The 15,521-nt window shown below is 68.7% G+C and carries 21 protein-coding genes and 1 pseudogene; 19 read left to right on the top strand and 3 right to left on the bottom strand.

Annotated features, from left to right (window positions below; translation table 11 throughout):
• Positions 1-172: 172 nt before the first annotated feature.
• Positions 173-559 (bottom strand): DUF2267 domain-containing protein, encoded by a 387-nt coding sequence (locus IP69_RS17615; RefSeq protein WP_054144143.1) that lies wholly within the window; start codon positions 557-559, stop codon positions 173-175.
• A 154-nt stretch (positions 560-713) separates the two neighbouring features.
• Here IP69_RS17615 and IP69_RS17610 point away from each other — a divergent pair, with 154 nt between their 5' ends.
• The 11 genes and pseudogenes from IP69_RS17610 (at position 714) to IP69_RS17560 (ending at position 10,059) form a co-directional block, all read left to right on the top strand.
• Positions 714-2,255 carry a helicase HerA-like domain-containing protein gene (locus tag IP69_RS17610; protein WP_054144142.1) on the top strand — a complete coding sequence of 514 codons (1,542 nt, stop codon included), beginning with the start codon at positions 714-716 and terminating at the stop codon, positions 2,253-2,255.
• 274 nt (positions 2,256-2,529) lie between these two features.
• Positions 2,530-3,921, top strand: a complete 1,392-nt coding sequence (locus tag IP69_RS17605; RefSeq protein ID WP_054144141.1) for a dipeptidase — start codon at positions 2,530-2,532, stop codon at positions 3,919-3,921.
• A 4-nt stretch (positions 3,922-3,925) separates the two neighbouring features.
• The gene (locus tag IP69_RS17600) at positions 3,926-4,507 is read left to right on the top strand and encodes a TIGR00730 family Rossman fold protein (protein WP_054144140.1); all 582 of its coding nucleotides are present in this window, start codon (positions 3,926-3,928) and stop codon (positions 4,505-4,507) included.
• A 161-nt stretch (positions 4,508-4,668) separates the two neighbouring features.
• Positions 4,669-5,067 (top strand): hypothetical protein, encoded by a 399-nt coding sequence (locus tag IP69_RS17595; protein ID WP_054144139.1) that lies wholly within the window; start codon positions 4,669-4,671, stop codon positions 5,065-5,067.
• Positions 5,045-6,307 carry a terminase family protein gene (locus IP69_RS17590; protein WP_054144138.1) on the top strand — a complete coding sequence of 421 codons (1,263 nt, stop codon included), beginning with the start codon at positions 5,045-5,047 and terminating at the stop codon, positions 6,305-6,307. Before IP69_RS17595 ends, IP69_RS17590 begins: the two co-directional genes overlap by 23 nt.
• 128 nt (positions 6,308-6,435) lie before the next feature.
• Complete coding sequence (locus tag IP69_RS17585; protein WP_082359444.1) at positions 6,436-7,551, top strand: phage portal protein; 1,116 nt, start codon at positions 6,436-6,438, stop codon at positions 7,549-7,551.
• Positions 7,552-7,698: 147 nt separating this feature from the next.
• A pseudogene (locus IP69_RS17580) lies at positions 7,699-7,881 on the top strand (phage portal protein); the annotation flags it as partial.
• Positions 7,878-8,078: a hypothetical protein gene (locus IP69_RS17575; protein ID WP_054144136.1), complete on the top strand. Its 201-nt coding sequence runs from the start codon at positions 7,878-7,880 to the stop codon at positions 8,076-8,078. The pseudogene IP69_RS17580 and the gene IP69_RS17575, both read left to right, overlap by 4 nt.
• Positions 8,075-8,257 (top strand): hypothetical protein, encoded by a 183-nt coding sequence (locus IP69_RS17570; RefSeq protein WP_054144135.1) that lies wholly within the window; start codon positions 8,075-8,077, stop codon positions 8,255-8,257. The genes IP69_RS17575 and IP69_RS17570 overlap by 4 nt, the downstream gene beginning before the upstream one ends.
• Positions 8,254-8,790, top strand: a complete 537-nt coding sequence (locus tag IP69_RS17565) for an HK97 family phage prohead protease (protein ID WP_054144134.1) — start codon at positions 8,254-8,256, stop codon at positions 8,788-8,790. The genes IP69_RS17570 and IP69_RS17565 overlap by 4 nt, the downstream gene beginning before the upstream one ends.
• 24 nt (positions 8,791-8,814) lie before the next feature.
• Positions 8,815-10,059: a phage major capsid protein gene (locus tag IP69_RS17560; RefSeq protein ID WP_054144133.1), complete on the top strand. Its 1,245-nt coding sequence runs from the start codon at positions 8,815-8,817 to the stop codon at positions 10,057-10,059.
• 24 nt (positions 10,060-10,083) lie between these two features.
• Here IP69_RS17560 and IP69_RS17555 read toward each other — a convergent pair whose 3' ends face one another.
• Positions 10,084-10,926 carry a trypsin-like serine protease gene (locus IP69_RS17555; protein ID WP_082359443.1) on the bottom strand — a complete coding sequence of 281 codons (843 nt, stop codon included), beginning with the start codon at positions 10,924-10,926 and terminating at the stop codon, positions 10,084-10,086.
• A gap of 65 nt (positions 10,927-10,991) precedes the next feature.
• Positions 10,992-11,771, bottom strand: coding sequence for a trypsin-like serine protease (locus IP69_RS17550; protein WP_054144131.1), 780 nt, complete (start codon positions 11,769-11,771; stop codon positions 10,992-10,994).
• A 70-nt stretch (positions 11,772-11,841) separates the two neighbouring features.
• Between IP69_RS17550 and IP69_RS17545 the strand changes: the two genes are divergently transcribed.
• The 8 genes from IP69_RS17545 to IP69_RS17510 are packed head-to-tail and all read left to right on the top strand — an operon-like array spanning position 11,842 to position 15,500.
• Positions 11,842-12,411: a head-tail connector protein gene (locus IP69_RS17545; RefSeq protein ID WP_054144130.1), complete on the top strand. Its 570-nt coding sequence runs from the start codon at positions 11,842-11,844 to the stop codon at positions 12,409-12,411.
• 3 nt (positions 12,412-12,414) lie between these two features.
• Positions 12,415-12,759 carry a phage head closure protein gene (locus IP69_RS17540; protein ID WP_054144129.1) on the top strand — a complete coding sequence of 115 codons (345 nt, stop codon included), beginning with the start codon at positions 12,415-12,417 and terminating at the stop codon, positions 12,757-12,759.
• Positions 12,756-13,166, top strand: coding sequence for a DUF3168 domain-containing protein (locus IP69_RS17535; protein WP_054144128.1), 411 nt, complete (start codon positions 12,756-12,758; stop codon positions 13,164-13,166). The genes IP69_RS17540 and IP69_RS17535 overlap by 4 nt, the downstream gene beginning before the upstream one ends.
• Positions 13,167-13,197: 31 nt before the next feature.
• Positions 13,198-13,608 carry a phage major tail protein, TP901-1 family gene (locus tag IP69_RS17530; RefSeq protein ID WP_054144127.1) on the top strand — a complete coding sequence of 137 codons (411 nt, stop codon included), beginning with the start codon at positions 13,198-13,200 and terminating at the stop codon, positions 13,606-13,608.
• An 11-nt stretch (positions 13,609-13,619) separates the two neighbouring features.
• Positions 13,620-14,000, top strand: coding sequence for a gene transfer agent family protein (locus tag IP69_RS17525; RefSeq protein WP_054144126.1), 381 nt, complete (start codon positions 13,620-13,622; stop codon positions 13,998-14,000).
• On the top strand, positions 13,997-14,206 hold the full coding sequence (locus IP69_RS17520) for a phage tail assembly chaperone (RefSeq protein ID WP_054144125.1): 210 nt from the start codon (positions 13,997-13,999) through the stop codon (positions 14,204-14,206). The genes IP69_RS17525 and IP69_RS17520 overlap by 4 nt, the downstream gene beginning before the upstream one ends.
• A 37-nt stretch (positions 14,207-14,243) precedes the next feature.
• The gene (locus tag IP69_RS17515; protein WP_054144124.1) at positions 14,244-14,849 is read left to right on the top strand and encodes a phage tail tape measure protein; all 606 of its coding nucleotides are present in this window, start codon (positions 14,244-14,246) and stop codon (positions 14,847-14,849) included.
• 12 nt (positions 14,850-14,861) lie between these two features.
• Positions 14,862-15,500 carry a DUF2460 domain-containing protein gene (locus tag IP69_RS17510; protein WP_054144123.1) on the top strand — a complete coding sequence of 213 codons (639 nt, stop codon included), beginning with the start codon at positions 14,862-14,864 and terminating at the stop codon, positions 15,498-15,500.
• The last annotated feature ends 21 nt before the right edge of the window (positions 15,501-15,521 follow it).

Here is a 15,521-nt window from a genome sequence, read left to right as displayed (position 1 = left end):
GGTCCTCGTTTCGCCGCTGGTGCAGTCGCGATGGCGGTGATTGCCACGCGCCACGACGCATCGCCATTCCTACTTCGTCGCAACGCGGCTGCGCAAACCCGCGCCGCGGAGGGCGCAAATGACAACGCCGCCTCGCGGCGGCGCTGTGACGTTCACATTGCGGCGGCGCGGCTCAGACGAACTGGCCGAGGCCGGGGATGGCGCCGACGATTGCGCCCATCGTGTCCTCGCCCGCCTTCTCGCGGCCGACCGCGAACATTTCCTTCGAGACCGACTGGATCTGGCCCATCGACAGGCCAGCGCCCATCAACTGCCCGCCCAGCGCCATCACGCCGCCGCTGCCGCCCATCATGCCGCCGACCATGCCCATCAGCCCGCCCTTGGCGCCGCCTTCGGTCTCGGCGAGTTCCTGAGCGCCCGGCAGCGCCGCCATCAGCTCGCCGATCTCGGCCGGGGGGCCTTCCTTCTGCAGAAAGGCGAGGATGATGCCGATCGCCTTGCGGGCGAGCTCTTCATTGAGGCCCGAGGCCGCCATCACGCGGGAGATCAGTTCGTCCATGCTCTTGGTCCTGTCGGTTGCGGAGTGTCGGGCGAGATAGTTCACATATCAACGGTTCGATCAAGCACTGAGCCCGCGCGAGCGGGCTTCCGCCGGCGGGCGCGTTTCGCTACACCCTTGCCCTGACGTTTCGATAACGCAACAGGCGGGGCCCATGGCTGAAGACGGCGCGATTCTGATCGGCAAGAGCTGGAAGGCCGAGAACCTGCTGCTGAAGCTCGCCAACCGCCACGGCCTTGTCACCGGCGCGACGGGCACCGGCAAGACGGTGACGCTGCAGGTGATGGCCGAAGGCTTCGCGAGGGCCGGCGTTCCGGTTTTCGCCGCCGACATCAAGGGCGATCTGTCCGGCATTGCGGCGCCGGGCGATTCCAAGCCGCCCTTCGTCAAGCGTGCCGAAGAGATCGGCGTGAAGTACGAGCCCGACCAGTTCACAACCGTGTTCTGGGACGTTTTCGGCGAGCAGGGCCACCCCGTCCGCGCCACCATCTCCGAGATGGGTCCGCTGCTGCTCGCCCGCCTGCTCGATCTCAACGAGACGCAGGAGGGCGTGCTCAACATCGCCTTCCGCATCGCCGACGAGCAGAAGCTGCTGCTGCTCGACCTCAAGGATCTCCGCGCGATCCTGGCGCATATCGCCGAGAACGCCAAGGAACTGACCACCAAATACGGCAATGTCACCTCGCAGACCGTCGGCACGATCCAGCGCGCTTTGCTCGTTCTGGAAAACCAGAAGGGCGACATGTTCTTCGGCGAGCCGGCGCTCGACATCGCCGATCTGATGAAGACCGACCGCTATGGCCGCGGCATCGTCAACATCATGGCAGCCGACAAGCTGATGGCCAATCCGCGGCTGTATTCGACCTTCCTGCTCTGGCTGCTCTCGGAACTGTTCGAGCAGCTTCCCGAGGTCGGCGATCTCGACAAGCCGAAGCTCGTCTTCTTCTTTGACGAGGCGCATCTGCTCTTCAACGGCGCGCCCAAGGCGCTGCTGACGGCGGTCGAGCAGGTGGTGCGGCTGATCCGCTCGAAGGGCGTCGGCGTCTATTTCGTCACGCAGAACCCGCTCGATATTCCCGACACCGTGCTGGCCCAGCTCGGCAACCGCGTCCAGCACGCGCTGCGCGCCTTCACCCCGCGCGACCAGAAGGCGGTCAAGGCGGCCGCCGAAACCTTCCGCCAGAACCCCAAGATCAACACGGCCGACGTGATCATGCAGCTGGCCGTCGGCGAGGCGCTGACTTCGACGCTGGAGGGCAGGGGTACGCCGACCATCGTCGAGCGCACGCTGATCGCCCCGCCGATGGCGCAGGTCGGCCCCTGCTCGCTGCAGATCCGCCAGCAGGCGCTGGTCGAGTCGGGCTTCAAGGGCAAATACGACACCATGGTCGACCGCGAGTCGGCCTTCGAGATGCTGGCCGGCCGCAAGAATCTTGACACTGATGTCGACCCTGTCGAGGCCTCGACGACGGGCGGCGGCGGCATCCTCGACACGATCGGCGGCTGGCTCGGCGGCGCCGCGCCGCAGCAGCGCCCCAAGACCGGCCCCGGCAGCCGGGGCGGCCCTCTGCCGCAGAGCATGGCGGAAAAGGTGCTGACCTCAGCCGCCCGCTCGGCCGCGACCACGATCGGCCGCCAGGTCGGCACCGCGATCCTGCGCGGCGTGCTGGGCAGCATGATGGGCGGGAAGCGGTAGGAAACGGCGGCGCAATCTCAGCCCTCATCCTGAGGAGCCGCGAAAGCGGCGTCTCGAAGGATGCTCCGGATGCCACGGGAGCCTCCTTAAACATCCTTCGAGACGCCATTTCTGACGAAACGGCTTCTCAGGATGAGGACTGTGGTGAATGCCACGCTTGCAGGGCTGGCACTGCCTGCGTGTTCGGGTGCTGACGCCGCCCCCGCGCCTTGCCATGATGGCGTCACCTGAATCGGCTCTGCCTCCCCGCACGAGCCCAGACCTGCCGAGTGCCATGACCCAGCTTCCCGCGATCCTCTCCCGCCTCGACGCCGATCTCGACGCCTCGCTGACCCGCCTGTCCTCCTGGCTCGAAATCCCCTCGATCTCGACTGATTCGGCTTACGCTGCCGACAGCCGCCGCGCGGCGGAGTGGCTGGCGAGGGATCTGGAATCGCTCGGTTTCAACGCCGGCCTGCGCGAGACGCCCGGCCATCCGATCGTGCTCGCCCACCGGCCCAAGCCCGGCGCGCCGCATGTGCTGTTCTATGGGCATTACGATGTCCAGCCGGTCGATCCGCTGGAGCTTTGGGACACCAAGCCCTTCGAGCCGGTGGTCAAGGAGATCGAGCCCGGCCGGAAGGTCATCGTCGCGCGCGGGGCCTGCGACGACAAGGGCCAGGTCATGACCTTCGTCGAGGCGCTGCGGGCGACGCTCAGTGAGAGCGGCGATCTACCGATCGGCGTCACCATCATGGTCGAGGGCGAGGAAGAGTCGGGCTCGGTAAATCTGCCGGCCTTCGTCCGCGAAAATGCCGAGGAACTGAAGGCCGATTTTGCGCTGGTCTGCGACACCGGCATGTGGGACCGGCAGACGCCGGCCATCACGGCCTCGCTGCGCGGCATGGTCTATCAGGAGGTGACGATCACCTGCGCCGACCGCGACCTCCATTCGGGGCTGTTTGGCGGCGCGGCCGCCAATCCCGTCCATGTGCTGGCGAAGATCGTCGCGGCCCTGCATGACGAGGACGGGCGGGTCACGCTGCCGGGCTTCTATGACGGCGTCGAGGAGCCGACCAACCAGCAGAAGGCCGACTGGGCCGATCTCAACCTCACCGAAGAGGAGTTTTTGGGCCAGATCGGGCTGAAGCACTCGATCGGCGAGAAAGGTCGCATGCTGATCGAGCAGATCCAGTCGCGCCCGACCTGCGACGTCAACGGCCTCTGGGGCGGCTATACCGGGGAGGGCACCAAGACGGTGATCGCCTCAAAAGCCTCGGCAAAGGTCTCCTTTCGGCTCGTCGGGCAGCAGGACCCAGAGAAGATCGCCGCCGCCTTCCAGGCCTTCGTGCGCGCGCGGTTGCCGGCCGATGTGACGGCCGAGTTCATCGCCCATGGCGCCTCGCCGGCCATCGCCGTGCCGGTCGAGTCGCAGGCCCTGCGCAAGGCACAAGCCGCGCTGACGGAGGAATGGGGCCGCAAGGCCGTCACCATCGGCTCGGGCGGCTCGATCCCCGTCGTTGGCGATTTCAAGCGCCTGCTCGGCATCGACACGCTGCTCGTCGGCTTCGGGCTCGATGACGATCGCGTGCATTCGCCCAACGAGAAATACGACCTTTCGTCGTTCCACAAGGGCCAGCGCTCCTGGGCACGCATCCTGCAGGCGCTGGCGACGGAAGAGGTGTGAATCGATGAAATCCGTCTGCGTCTTCTGCGGGTCCAACCCCGGCAATGATCCCGTCTATGCCGATGGCGCGCGCGCCATGGGCGCAGAGATCGCACGCCGCGGCATGGTGCTGGTCTATGGCGGCGGCGCGGTCGGGCTGATGGGCGTCGTCGCCGATGCGGCGCTCGCCGCCGGCGGCGAGGTTCATGGCATCATCCCGCGCGCGCTGCGCGAAAAGGAGGTCGGCCATCACGGGCTGACCCGGCTCGAGATCGTCGAGACCATGCATATCCGCAAGGCCCGCATGGCCGAACTCTCGGAGGGCTTCATCGCCATGCCCGGCGGCATCGGCACCTTCGAGGAGCTGTTCGAGATCTGGACCTGGGCGCAGCTCGGCATCCACGACAAGCCGCTCGCCTTCCTCAACGTCGCCGGCTTCTACGATCCCTTGGCGACCTTCCTCGACAACACGGTGGAGGCCGGCTTCCTCAAGCAGACCCACCGCGCCATGACGATCACCGACACCCAGCCCGCGACCCTGCTCGACCGGATGGAGCAGTACGTGCCGGCGGTGACGTATAAATGGGTTGAGAAGGAGGAGGTGTGATGGACTCCAGCCGCGCACTTAATGGTTGTAGGAAATTAGTCCTTGACAGCGTCACGCTGATCGGGTAGACATCAGGAACGCTCACGAAGTGTGACTGAAACGAAGCCGCCGCGCTCATCCGCCGGCGGCTTTCGCATGTCGGGCCCTGCGAGGTTTTACCCATGTCCGATGACGACGATGACGCGCCGGCTTTGCCGGTCGCGAAGGGCAAGCGCTTGTCCGTGGCCCGCAAGGCCGTGGTGACGCGGCTCTGGCGCGCCGCGCAGCGCCAGCTCGACGCGCATGAGGCGCGGCTCGACGAACTGCCGAAGGGCGCGGCGGCCAGCGAATCCGAGGCGAAGGCGCTGGCCGTGCTCGCCCGCACCGTGCGCGAACTGGTGGCGCTCGATGCGACGGCGCCCGGCCGGGAGGACAAAACCAACGATGACCTCTCGCCCGCCGCAGGACTGCGCCACGTCGCCGAACTCCGAAAGGAGCTTGCACGACGTCTTGAAGTCATTGCCGCCGGAGGATCGTCTTCCGGCCCTGCGGCTCCTGATGGAAACAGCGACGCCTCATGAATACGAGGTCCTCAAGGCCGAGTGGCTGATCTGGGCGCGCCCTGATCAGAAGCCGCCGGAACCCCGCTGGTCGATCTGGCTGGTGCTCGGAGGGCGGGGCGCGGGCAAGACCCGCACCGGCGCCGAATGGGTCAAGGGCATGGCGCTGGGGCAGGAGCCTTATGCGCCGGCCGCCACCGAGCGCATCGCGCTGGTCGGCGAGACGCAAGGCCAGGTCCGCGACGTGATGATCGAGGGCGTCTCCGGACTGCTCTCGATCCACACGCGCTGGGAGCGGCCGAGCTGGTATCCCTCGCGGCGGCGGCTCGAATGGCCCAATGGCGCCATCGCCCAGGTGTTTTCGGCCGAGGATCCGGAAGGGTTGCGCGGCCCGCAATTCGGCGCCGCCTGGTCCGACGAACTGGCCAAGTGGCCGAAACTTCAGGAGACCTGGGACATGCTGCAATTCGGGCTTCGCCTCGGCGACCGGCCGCGCCAGATCGTCACCACGACGCCGCGCCCGCTGCCGCTGATCAAGCGGCTGCTGGACGATTCGCAGGTGGCGGTGAGCCGCGCGGCGACGAGCGCTAACCGCTTCAACCTCGCGGCAGACTTCATCCGCAGCGTGACGCAGAGCTATGGCGGCACCCGGCTCGGCCGGCAGGAATTGGACGGCGAACTGGTCGAGGAAAGCGCCGATGCGCTCTGGACGCGGGCGATGATCGAGGATTGCCGCGAGCGGGAAGCGCCGGCCCTGGCGCGGATCGTGGTCGCGGTCGATCCGCCGGCCTCGTCCTCGGCCCGGGCCGATTCCTGCGGGCTGGTGGTGGCCGGTGTCGACAGCGAAGGCCTCGGCCATGTGCTGGAGGATGGCACTGTGTCGGGCGCCCGCCCGCATGAGTGGGCGGCCAAGGCGGTCGCGCTCTACCGGCGCTTCGAGGCCGATGCGCTCATCGTCGAGGTCAACCAGGGCGGCGAGATGGCGACCGCGGTCATCCGCGAGGTCGATGCCGGCGTACCGGTGAGCGCAGTCAGGGCGACGCGGGGGAAATACCTGCGCGCCGAGCCGGTGGCGGCGCTCTATGCGCAGGGGCGGGTGCGCCATGCCGGGGCTTTCCCGGCGCTGGAAGACGAGATGTGCGATTTCGGCCCCGGCGGCCTCAGCTCCGGCCGCTCGCCGGACAGGCTCGACGCGCTCGTCTGGGCGCTGACCCATCTGATGCTGGGCCCAAAGGGCCGGCCGCGGGTGCGGGGGATTTAGCAGCCGTCATTCTCGGGCGTAGCGAAGCGTAGAACCGAGAATCTCCGGACGAGAAGACAATGGTTTCCGAGATGCTCGGGTCAAGCCCGAGCATGACGCGGCACCACAAGCTCAACAGCGAGATCTCCATGCTCAATTTCCTTCGCCACCTGCGCGGCCTCGCCGCGCCGGAACGCAAGCGCTCGCGCGTCGGGCCGCTGATCGCGCTGCATGAGGCCGGGCGCCCGGTCTGGACGCCGCGCGATTATGCGGCGCTGGCCCGCGAGGGCTATGAGCGCAACCCGGTCGTGCATCGCTGTGTCCGGCTGATCGCGGAGGCGGCGGCGCAGGCGCCGCTGATCGCCAAGGTTGGGACGCGCGAAATGCCGGAGCATCCGGCGCTGGTGCTGATCGACAGGCCCAATCCGCGCCAGGGCGGCATCGCCTTCCGCGAGATGCTGTTCGGGCATCTGCTGGTCGCCGGCAACGCCTATGTCGAGGCGGCAAGCGCAGGCCGCGAGCCGCGCGAACTCTATGCGCTGCGGCCCGACCGGATGAAGGTCGTGCCCGGCCGCGATGGCTGGCCTGAAGCCTATGACTATACAGTCGGCGGCGACACCATCCGCTTCCGACAGGATGAGGGCGAGGTCCCGCCGATCCTGCATCTGACCCTCTTCCACCCGGTCGACGACCATTACGGTCTGTCACCAATCGAGGCCGCCGCCTGCTCCCTCGACATCCACAACGCCGCCAGTAGCTGGCACAAGGCCCTGCTCGACAACGCGGCCCGGCCCTCCGGCGCGCTGGTCTATGACGGGCCGGACGGGGCGAGCCTGACCGACGCGCAGTTCGAGCGGCTGAAGGCCGAGCTGGAGGACAGTTTCCAGGGCGCTCGCAATGCCGGCCGGCCGCTGCTTCTCGAAGGCGGGCTCGACTGGAAGCCCTTGTCCTTGACGCCGGCCGAACTCGATTTCGTCGCGGCCAAGGGGGTTGCGGCGCGCGAAATCGCGCTTGCCTTCGGTGTGCCGCCTTTGCTGCTCGGCCTGCCCGGCGACAACACCCACGCCAATTTCGCCGAGGCCAACCGCGCCTTCTGGCGCCAGACGGCGATCCCGCTGGTGCGGCGCACCGCGCAGTCGCTGGCGCAGTGGCTGGGGACGCGTCCGATTTCAGTGCATCCTGCGATGCCAGATCGGAACCGTAGTCCGCCTCCTCAGCTACGCGCATGGCGCAACCTATGGTCGACGGTGAAACGAGGCGACTGAAGGTCACCGACCCCTCAACCGTTACCCTCGCCGCCATCGAGATGGCAAGGGTCCCCGCAACCGCTACTCCTATCACCCCCTGCTAGTTTAGAACAAAGCGTGAACGAATGCAAGTCTGGGCGCGAAATGTGTCCCCGCCCGCCCGGCCTCCGTCCTGCCTTCGGCGGGGATCTGACGCTGGAGCCCGATCTCGACGCGATCGAGGCGCTGGCCGAGGAGCGCGAGTCGCTCTGGCGCAGGCTCTCGGCCGCTACCTTCCTCACCGAGGACGAGAAGCGCGAGGCTGTCGGCTACGGCCGTGCGCCGCGAGCGGGAGAGGCCACCTCATGAACCTGCTCGAACAGCTCGTCACATCTTTCATCGGCAAGGCCGATGTCGGCCATCTCGGCCTCCTGCTCTGGGCCGTGACTTCGTCGGCTGCCGCCTGGTTCGTCATGCGCGAGGTCTCCGCCGCCAACCGGCGCTTCGACGATTTCGTCCGCGAACTCAACCGTTTCAACGCCCGCCATGAGGGGGATGAGCCATGATGCGTTCCGGAAAGACAAAGCCCGCGCCGCCGAAATCGACCGGTTCGGGCCGCAGCCAGCAGCAGGAGCCGGGACGGCCGCCCGCCAACACCGAAACTTTCGGCCGTTTCCTGCGCAATCTGGCGCGGCTGGAAGGCGGTGCGGCTCGCACGGGCAAGGCCAGGGAGCGGGCGCGATGAGGGCGGCCTTGTTCCCGAGCCCCTTCGCCCGTGAGTCCAAGTTCCTGCCGCTGCCGCCCGCGCGCATCGGCCTGGATGGCCTGTTCGAGGGCTATGCCAGCCTGTTCGGCATCGCCGATCTCGGCAAGGATATCGTCGAGCGAGGCGCTTTCCGCGAGAGCCTGGCGCGGCGCGGACCGGGAGGGGTCAAGCTGCTCTGGCAGCATGATCCTGCCGAGCCGATCGGCCGCTGGATCGCGCTCACCGAGGATTCGCGGGGGCTGTTCGTCAGAGGCCAGCTTTCGCTCGCCGTCGCGCGCGCCCGGGAGATCCACGCCCTGATGCGCGAAGGCGCCGTCGACGGGCTCTCGATCGGCTTCCGCTCCGAACGGGCCCGTACCGAGCCACGCAGCGGCCTGCGCCGGCTGGAGCGGATCGACCTCTGGGAGATCTCGATCGTCACCTTCCCGATGCTGCCGCAGGCCCGCATCTCCGCCGTCAAGGCGCTGGGCGCCGTGCAGCCTTCATCCCGTGCCGCCTTCGCTCACGCCTGAAACCGCTTCACCCGAGGAGAGACCATGACCACTGCCAACCACGCTCCCGAGAGCAAGGCCGCCGGCGCCGATCTGTCGCTGGCCTTCGACGATCTGCGCTACACGCTGGAGAGCTACCGCGTCAGCAATGACGAGCGCCTCGCCCAGATCGAGAGCCGCCACGGCGTCGATCCGCTGACCGAGGAGAAAATGGCGCGGATCGACACCGCGCTCGACGAGGCGACGCGCCGGCTCGACCGGCTGACGCTGGACCGCAGCCGCCCGGCCCTCGGCCGCGACGAGCCGCGCGATCCGCTCGTCGGCGAGCACAAGGCCGCCTTCGCATCCTATATTCGCAGCGGCGAGGCCGGCGGTCTGAAGCGGCTCGAGGGCAAGGCGCTTTCGGCCGGCTCGGGCCCCGATGGCGGCTATCTCGCCCCCTCCAGCGTCGAGAGCGAGATCTTGCGGCGGCTGGCGAGCGTCTCGCCGATCCGCAGCATCGCGACCGTCAGGACGATCTCCTCGGGCACCTACAAGAAGGCGTTCTCGACCACAGGCCCGGCCTCCGGCTGGGTGGCCGAGGCAGTCGCCCGGCCGCAGACCGGCTCGCCGACGCTGGCCGAGCTCTCGTTTCCGGCGATGGAGCTCTACGCCATGCCGGCGGCGACGCAGACCCTGCTCGACGACGCGATCGTCAACATCGACCAGTGGATCGCGGAAGAGGTCGAGAGCGCCTTCGCCGAGCAGGAGGGCGCGGCTTTCGTCAATGGCGACGGCATCGACAAGCCCAAGGGCTTCCTGGCTTACCCGACGGTGGCGGAGGCAAGCTGGAGCTGGGGCAATATCGGCGTGCTCAACACCGGCGTCGCCGGTGGCTTCGCAGCCGCCAACCCCTCCGATATCCTGGTCGATCTGGTCTATGCGCTGAAGGCCGGCTATCGCCAGAACGCCTCCTTCGTGATGAACCGCAAGACGCAAGGGACGGTCCGCAAGTTCAAGGATTCGACCGGCCAGCATCTCTGGCAGCCGCCAGCCTCGGTCGGCGCGCCCGCCACGCTGATGGGCTTCCCGCTGGTCGAGGCGGAAGACATGGCCAACATCGCCAACAACGCGGTCTCGCTTGCCTTCGGCGATTTCCGGCGCGGCTATCTCGTGGTCGACAGGGCGGGCGTCCGCATCCTGCGCGATCCTTACTCCGCCAAGCCCTATGTGCTGTTCTACACGACCAAGCGGGTCGGTGGCGGCGTGCAGGACTTCGCTGCGATCAAGGGTCTGAAATTCGCGTTGTGACCAAGTCTGGCTTGCGCCCTGTCCTCAGCGCGAGAACCACCAGCTGTAGCCGGCCGCCGGTGGCGGCCGGTCGAGCGGGCGCGGATTGGGGCCGAGCGCCAGCAGCCGCGCCGCGCTCTCGGTGATCCAGCCGCGATGATCGCTGATCGGGGTAATCGCCGTGAAGCCGCCGCAGATGCGTCGCTCGCGCGTGTTCAGCGGACCGCTGGACCAGCTGACGATTCCCACGAGATCGCGCGAGCGGACGTCGCCACGCAGGACCGGGCCGCCGGAATCGCCACGGCAGGCGCCGGCGCCCGGGGTCTCGCCCCGCGCTTCGGCATCAACGGCGACCTTGACCGTGTTCTGCGTAGTGTAGTTGCCGGCATTGACCAGCCGGGTCTCGCGCAGGCGCCGCGCCGTGTTCTTGTTGGTCTCCACCGACAGGCCAAACCCGGCCATGGTGACGTTCTCGCCCTGCCACAGGCTGCCACCCAGCGTCACCGGCTGGATATCGGCCGGCAACGGTGCCGCCAGCCGCAACATGGCGAGGTCGGCGCCAGGCTGGGTGCGCGGGGTCGTGCCCGGCACGAAGGTCGGATGCGGCAGCACTGCGACAACGGCGTGCCGGCGCGCGCGAAACCGCGTGTCGAGGCTGACGACGGTGACCGCGCCGCCGCCCATCAGGCAATGTGCTGCGGTCAAGACCAGTTCCGGCGCGATCACCGCGCCCGAACACAGTTCGCCGCGGCTGGTTTCGACGCGCAGCGTCGAAGCGCGTGCGCCGCGTACGTCCTGAGAGGCCGAACCGCCGACGACGGCCAGCGCCGGCACGGTGCCGACGACCAGCGCAGCGGCGAGAACGAGGAGATGCAGACGCGATGTCATGAGGCCAACCGGGTTGACGCGGCTCATTAATCTAGGGATTGCCGCGCCGTAGTCCAGCCTTTCCGTCAGCGGCTGGTCGTCCAGGAGGCGGCCTCTCCCCATTGTGACAGCGTGCCGTCGATCCAACTGCGCTGCGGCGCGACGAGGACGCCCTGGCTCAAAAGGCCGCAGCTCTTGCCGGACGGACCTGTCGACCAACTCGTGACGGCAACAACGCCGCCATCAGCCGTCATAGGCCCGCCGGAATCGCCCTGGCAGGCGCCAGGTCCGGGACGCTTGCCCGCACCCGCGGGATCGGCGGCCCAGAGCAGGATCTTGCCGGGACCATAGGGCTCGACCACGGCCAGTGCGGCCGAGCGATAGACGCCGGTGGTGCGCGCCTCGCTCTCGCGCGAGACGCCATAGCCGGCCAGAAGCACCACCGCCCCGGCGCGTGGCAGCCCGCCATCGACCAGGCTGGCGGGCGTGAATCGCGCCGGCAGCGGCGCGGACAGCCGCACCAGCGCGAGGTCGATCGAGCGGCGCCGCGCGGTCACCGCATCAGCCTTGAATTCGGGATGCAGTGCGATCGTGGCCGGTGCGATCAGCACGGGTTCGCCGCCGCCATCCTTCCAATGGATGCGCAGTTCCGTCCCGCCGGCCGCGCAATGGGCAGCCGTCAGGATTGCGCGCGCCGAGACGACGATGCCGGTGCAGACGCCGCCGCGCGCATTGAGAACCATCAGCGTCGAGCCCGCGACCGGCCCGCCATCGCGCCCGCCGACGACCGCGTCTGCGGAAAAAGAAGCGGCCAGCGCCAGTCCTGAAGCCAGTCCGGCCGTGGCGATCAAACGTCCGAGATGCATCTGCGGCTCTCCGTGAGGGAGGGTTGCATAGCGCGTCGGCCCCGCGAACCAAACCTGAATCGGAGCGACCATGACGCCGCTTGCCCTGACCCCGCCGGCCCAGGAGCCGGTTTCGCTGGCCGAAGCCCGGGCCTTCCTGCGCCTTGACCAGACCGATGAGGACGATCTGCTCGGCACGTTGATCACGGCTGCGCGGCTGATGGTCGAGGCGGCGTCGGGCCGCCTTCTCGTCGACCAGGCCTGGCGCATCGTCATCGACCGCTGGCCCGACAGCGGCGAGATCCGCTTGCCGCTTTCGCCAGTAAGCGCGCTGACGGCGGCGCGCGTCTATGACGCGCTGGGCGCGGCGCAGCCTGTCGCCACCACCGCTCTGCAACTCGATGGGCAGGCCGACCCGCCGATGCTGCGCATCGTCGCCGAAGTGCCCGAAATCGGCCGGGACCGGAGCGCGATCGAGATCGACGTCGTCGCTGGTTTTGGCGCGACGGCGACCGCTGTGCCGGTCCTGCTGCGGCAGGCGGTGCTGCGGCTGGCGGCGCGCTGGTTCGAGCGGCGCGGTGATGTCGTCGGCCGTGATGCCGAGGCGCTCCCGCCAGAGATCCTGGCGCTGATCGCGCCATTTCGCCGCGCGAGGTTGTAAGCCATGGCGACTTCGGATCTTGAGCAGGCACCCATCGGCGCGCTGCGGCGCCGGCTCACGCTCGAGGCACCCGTGGCGACGCCCGACGGCCTCGGCGGGGCGACGCTGACCTTTGAGACTGTCGCGGCGCTCTGGGCCCGGCTCGAATGGCTTTCGGGCGGCGAGCATTGGCGCCGGGGCCGGCCTGAACAGGCCGCGACCCACCGCGTCACGCTGCGCTGGCGCAGCGGGGTCGATGCCGGGCAGCGCCTGCGCGACGGCGACCGCCTCTTCGACATTCGCGCGGTTGCCGACCCCGATGGCAGCCGCCGCCACCTGATCTGCCTGGTTGAGGAAATCTCGCCATGAGCGACGCGATCCTCAGCGTGCGCGCCGCAATCCAGGCGCGGCTCGAAGCCGACGCCGATTTGGCCGCCCTGATCGGCCCCGGCCGCATCCATGACGAGGCGCCCCGCGCCGCGCGCGGCGTCTACATCGTCCATGGCGATGTCGAGGCGCGCGACTGGTCGACCGGCAGCGACCGCGGCTGCGAGCAGGATGTCGGCCTCACCATTTGGGCGGGCGAGAGCGGCTCGTCGCGGTTGGCGCTGGAGGCCGCGGCCCTTGCCGTCGCCCTGCTCGACGAGGCGTTGCTGACGCTCTCCGGGCACCGCCTGGTCAATCTGCGCTGGCGCTCCAGCCGGCTGGCCCGGGACGGCGCGACCGGGCTTGCCTTCGTGACGGTCCGCTTTCGCGCCGTGACCGAAGCCCTCTGATTTCAAACAAACAGCACGAAGGAGAGCCGCCATGTCGGCACAGAAGGGCAAGGATCTGCTGCTCAAGGCGGCGGATGGAGGAGGGGTCTTCGTCACGGTGGCCGGGCTGCGGGCGCGACAGATCGCGTTCAACGCCGAGACGGTGGATGTGACGCATTCGGAATCCGCCGGTCGCTGGCGCGAATTGCTGGCGGGGGCGGGCATGCGGCGCGCCGCGATCAGCGGCGCGGGAATCTTCAAGGACGAGGCGTCCGACGCGCTGGTGCGCCAGATCTTCTTCGATGGCGCCATCCGTGACTGGCAGGTGATCGTGCCCGATTTTGGCACCATCACCGGCCCGTTTCAGCTGTCGAGCCTGGAATATCGCGGCGACCATGCCGGCGAGGTCACCTTCGACCTGTCGCTGGAATCGGCCGGCCAGCTCGCCTTCGTCGCATTGTGAGGAGACGGGTCATGATCAACCGCCACCGCGGCGAGACCGCACTCCTGGTCGATGGCGAGGCGCTGCCGATGCGGCTGACGCTGGGCGCGCTGGCCGAACTCGAACAGGCCTTCAGCGTCGACAGCCTTCCCGAACTGGGTGAGCGTTTCGCCGGCGGCAGGCTCTCGGCCCGCGACATCATCCGAATTCTGACCGCGGGCCTGCGCGGCGCCGGCAGCAGCGTCAGCGAAGATCAGGTCGCGAGCCTGGCCTTCGACGGCGGGCTCAATGGCGCGATCACGGCCGTGATCGTCTTGCTCGACACGACCTTCGGCGGCGCGGACGACACCGCTACGGCGGCGCGAGCGGAGGTTGAAAACACGCCGCGCCCTCCGCAGCCGCCGGCGGCGTGAGCCCGTCGGCGGCGGCCGTGCCCTTTCCCTGGCGCGAGGTCATGGCGTTCGGGCTCGGCCGGCTCGGCTGGCCGCCGGCCGTGTTCTGGGCTGCGACGCCGCGCGAAATCGGCGCCGCACTGCGGGCTCACCAAACCTCCCACGGTGCCGTCGCGCCCAAACGGGCCGAACTGCGGGCGCTGATGGCCGCTTATCCCGACGCCTGACGTGGCGCTCACCCCCCGTTCGAAAGCGAGACCCTTCATGGCCGACGATGACATTGACCTGTCCTCCCACCTCTCCGACATGCGCTCGCTCGGCTCGTTGACCCAGAGCCTCGACAAATCGGCCGCGAGCTTCGGCAAATCGATCACCAATGCCTTTGCCAAGGGCATCATTGAGGGCAAGCGCTTCGAGGACGTGCTGCGCAGCGTCGGCCGCTCGATCACCGAGAGCCTGCTGAAATCGGCGCTCAAGACCTTGCAGTCCAGCCTGTCCGGACTGCTCGGGACCGGGATCAAGGGCCTGACCGGACTGTTCGGTGGCGGGCTGAGCCTGGGCGGTTTGAGCGGCGGCGGGGCCGTGCCGGTCGCGCCCTTCGCCGAAGGCGGGGTGATCGCCTCACCCGCCTATTTCCCGCTCGGGCGCGGGCTCGGGCTGATGGGCGAGCGCGGTGCGGAGGCGATCCTGCCTTTGTCGCGCGGCGCGGATGGCCGGCTCGGCGTGCGCTCGTCCGGGAGCGAAGCGCGCCGCCCGCTCAATGTCGTCGTGCAGGTCGCGACGCCCGATGCCGAGAGTTTCCGTCGCTCCGAGGCCCAGGTTTCGGCGGCGATCGCGCGCGCCGTGGCGCGCGGCAGCCGGGCGCTGTGAGGAGCGCGATCCATGGCCGATTTCCACGAGATCCGCTTTCCCACCGATATCGCGCGGGGCGCGCGCGGCGGGCCCGAACGCCTGACCCAGATCGTCACGCTGGCCTCGGGCCGGGAGGTCCGCAACAGCCGCTGGGCCCATTCGCGCCGCCGCTACGATGCCGGTGTCGGCATCCGCACGCTCGATGCGCTTTCGGCCGTCGTCGCCTTCTTCGAGGAGAGGCGCGGCCGGCTCTACGGTTTCCGCTGGCGCGACCGGCTCGACGGCAAGAGCTGCCCGCCTTCGCAGGCGCCCGCCGCAACCGACCAGCAGATCGGCACGGGAAACGGCGTCACAGGGGGCTTCCAGCTCTGCAAGCATTACGGCACCGGCATCGCGACCTATCGCCGGGAGATCACCAAGCCCGCGCCCGGCGAGGTGCTGATCGCGGTCGACGGCGTTGGCGCTGATCCCGCCCATTGGGCCTGCGATGCCACGAGCGGGCGCGTCACCTTCGCACCGGGCCATGTGCCGGGGCCGGGGGCGGTCGTGAGCGCGGGCTTTCTCTTCGATGTGCCGGTGCGCTTCGACATCGACGCCATCGAGGTCGATCTCTCGGCCTTCGAGGCCGGCGAAATCCCGCGCATTCCGATCGTCGAGATCATCCCGTAAGGCGAGACGAGGACAGCTCCG

Origin of the sequence: Allobosea sp. AAP35, assembly GCF_001295925.1 — a bacterium.
In the GTDB taxonomy this organism is placed as follows: Bacteria; Pseudomonadota; Alphaproteobacteria; order Rhizobiales; family Beijerinckiaceae; genus Allobosea.
The sequence above is the reverse complement of the archived record's forward strand: the minus strand, read 5'-3'. Positions and strand labels throughout refer to the sequence as shown.

What these genes read in the sequence shown, in the direction of transcription:
- IP69_RS17615 (WP_054144143.1), bottom strand. Translation starts at nt 559, where the DNA reads ATGGACGAACTGATCTCCCGCGTGATGGCGGCCTCGGGCCTCAATGAA.
- IP69_RS17610 (WP_054144142.1), top strand. Translation starts at nt 714, where the DNA reads ATGGCTGAAGACGGCGCGATTCTGATCGGCAAGAGCTGGAAGGCCGAG.
- IP69_RS17605 (WP_054144141.1), top strand. Translation starts at nt 2,530, where the DNA reads ATGACCCAGCTTCCCGCGATCCTCTCCCGCCTCGACGCCGATCTCGAC.
- IP69_RS17600 (WP_054144140.1), top strand. Translation starts at nt 3,926, where the DNA reads ATGAAATCCGTCTGCGTCTTCTGCGGGTCCAACCCCGGCAATGATCCC.
- IP69_RS17595 (WP_054144139.1), top strand. Translation starts at nt 4,669, where the DNA reads ATGTCCGATGACGACGATGACGCGCCGGCTTTGCCGGTCGCGAAGGGC.
- IP69_RS17590 (WP_054144138.1), top strand. Translation starts at nt 5,045, where the DNA reads ATGGAAACAGCGACGCCTCATGAATACGAGGTCCTCAAGGCCGAGTGG.
- IP69_RS17585 (WP_082359444.1), top strand. Translation starts at nt 6,436, where the DNA reads ATGCTCAATTTCCTTCGCCACCTGCGCGGCCTCGCCGCGCCGGAACGC.
- IP69_RS17575 (WP_054144136.1), top strand. Translation starts at nt 7,878, where the DNA reads ATGAACCTGCTCGAACAGCTCGTCACATCTTTCATCGGCAAGGCCGAT.
- IP69_RS17570 (WP_054144135.1), top strand. Translation starts at nt 8,075, where the DNA reads ATGATGCGTTCCGGAAAGACAAAGCCCGCGCCGCCGAAATCGACCGGT.
- IP69_RS17565 (WP_054144134.1), top strand. Translation starts at nt 8,254, where the DNA reads ATGAGGGCGGCCTTGTTCCCGAGCCCCTTCGCCCGTGAGTCCAAGTTC.
- IP69_RS17560 (WP_054144133.1), top strand. Translation starts at nt 8,815, where the DNA reads ATGACCACTGCCAACCACGCTCCCGAGAGCAAGGCCGCCGGCGCCGAT.
- IP69_RS17555 (WP_082359443.1), bottom strand. Translation starts at nt 10,926, where the DNA reads ATGACATCGCGTCTGCATCTCCTCGTTCTCGCCGCTGCGCTGGTCGTC.
- IP69_RS17550 (WP_054144131.1), bottom strand. Translation starts at nt 11,771, where the DNA reads ATGCATCTCGGACGTTTGATCGCCACGGCCGGACTGGCTTCAGGACTG.
- IP69_RS17545 (WP_054144130.1), top strand. Translation starts at nt 11,842, where the DNA reads ATGACGCCGCTTGCCCTGACCCCGCCGGCCCAGGAGCCGGTTTCGCTG.
- IP69_RS17540 (WP_054144129.1), top strand. Translation starts at nt 12,415, where the DNA reads ATGGCGACTTCGGATCTTGAGCAGGCACCCATCGGCGCGCTGCGGCGC.
- IP69_RS17535 (WP_054144128.1), top strand. Translation starts at nt 12,756, where the DNA reads ATGAGCGACGCGATCCTCAGCGTGCGCGCCGCAATCCAGGCGCGGCTC.
- IP69_RS17530 (WP_054144127.1), top strand. Translation starts at nt 13,198, where the DNA reads ATGTCGGCACAGAAGGGCAAGGATCTGCTGCTCAAGGCGGCGGATGGA.
- IP69_RS17525 (WP_054144126.1), top strand. Translation starts at nt 13,620, where the DNA reads ATGATCAACCGCCACCGCGGCGAGACCGCACTCCTGGTCGATGGCGAG.
- IP69_RS17515 (WP_054144124.1), top strand. Translation starts at nt 14,244, where the DNA reads ATGGCCGACGATGACATTGACCTGTCCTCCCACCTCTCCGACATGCGC.
- IP69_RS17510 (WP_054144123.1), top strand. Translation starts at nt 14,862, where the DNA reads ATGGCCGATTTCCACGAGATCCGCTTTCCCACCGATATCGCGCGGGGC.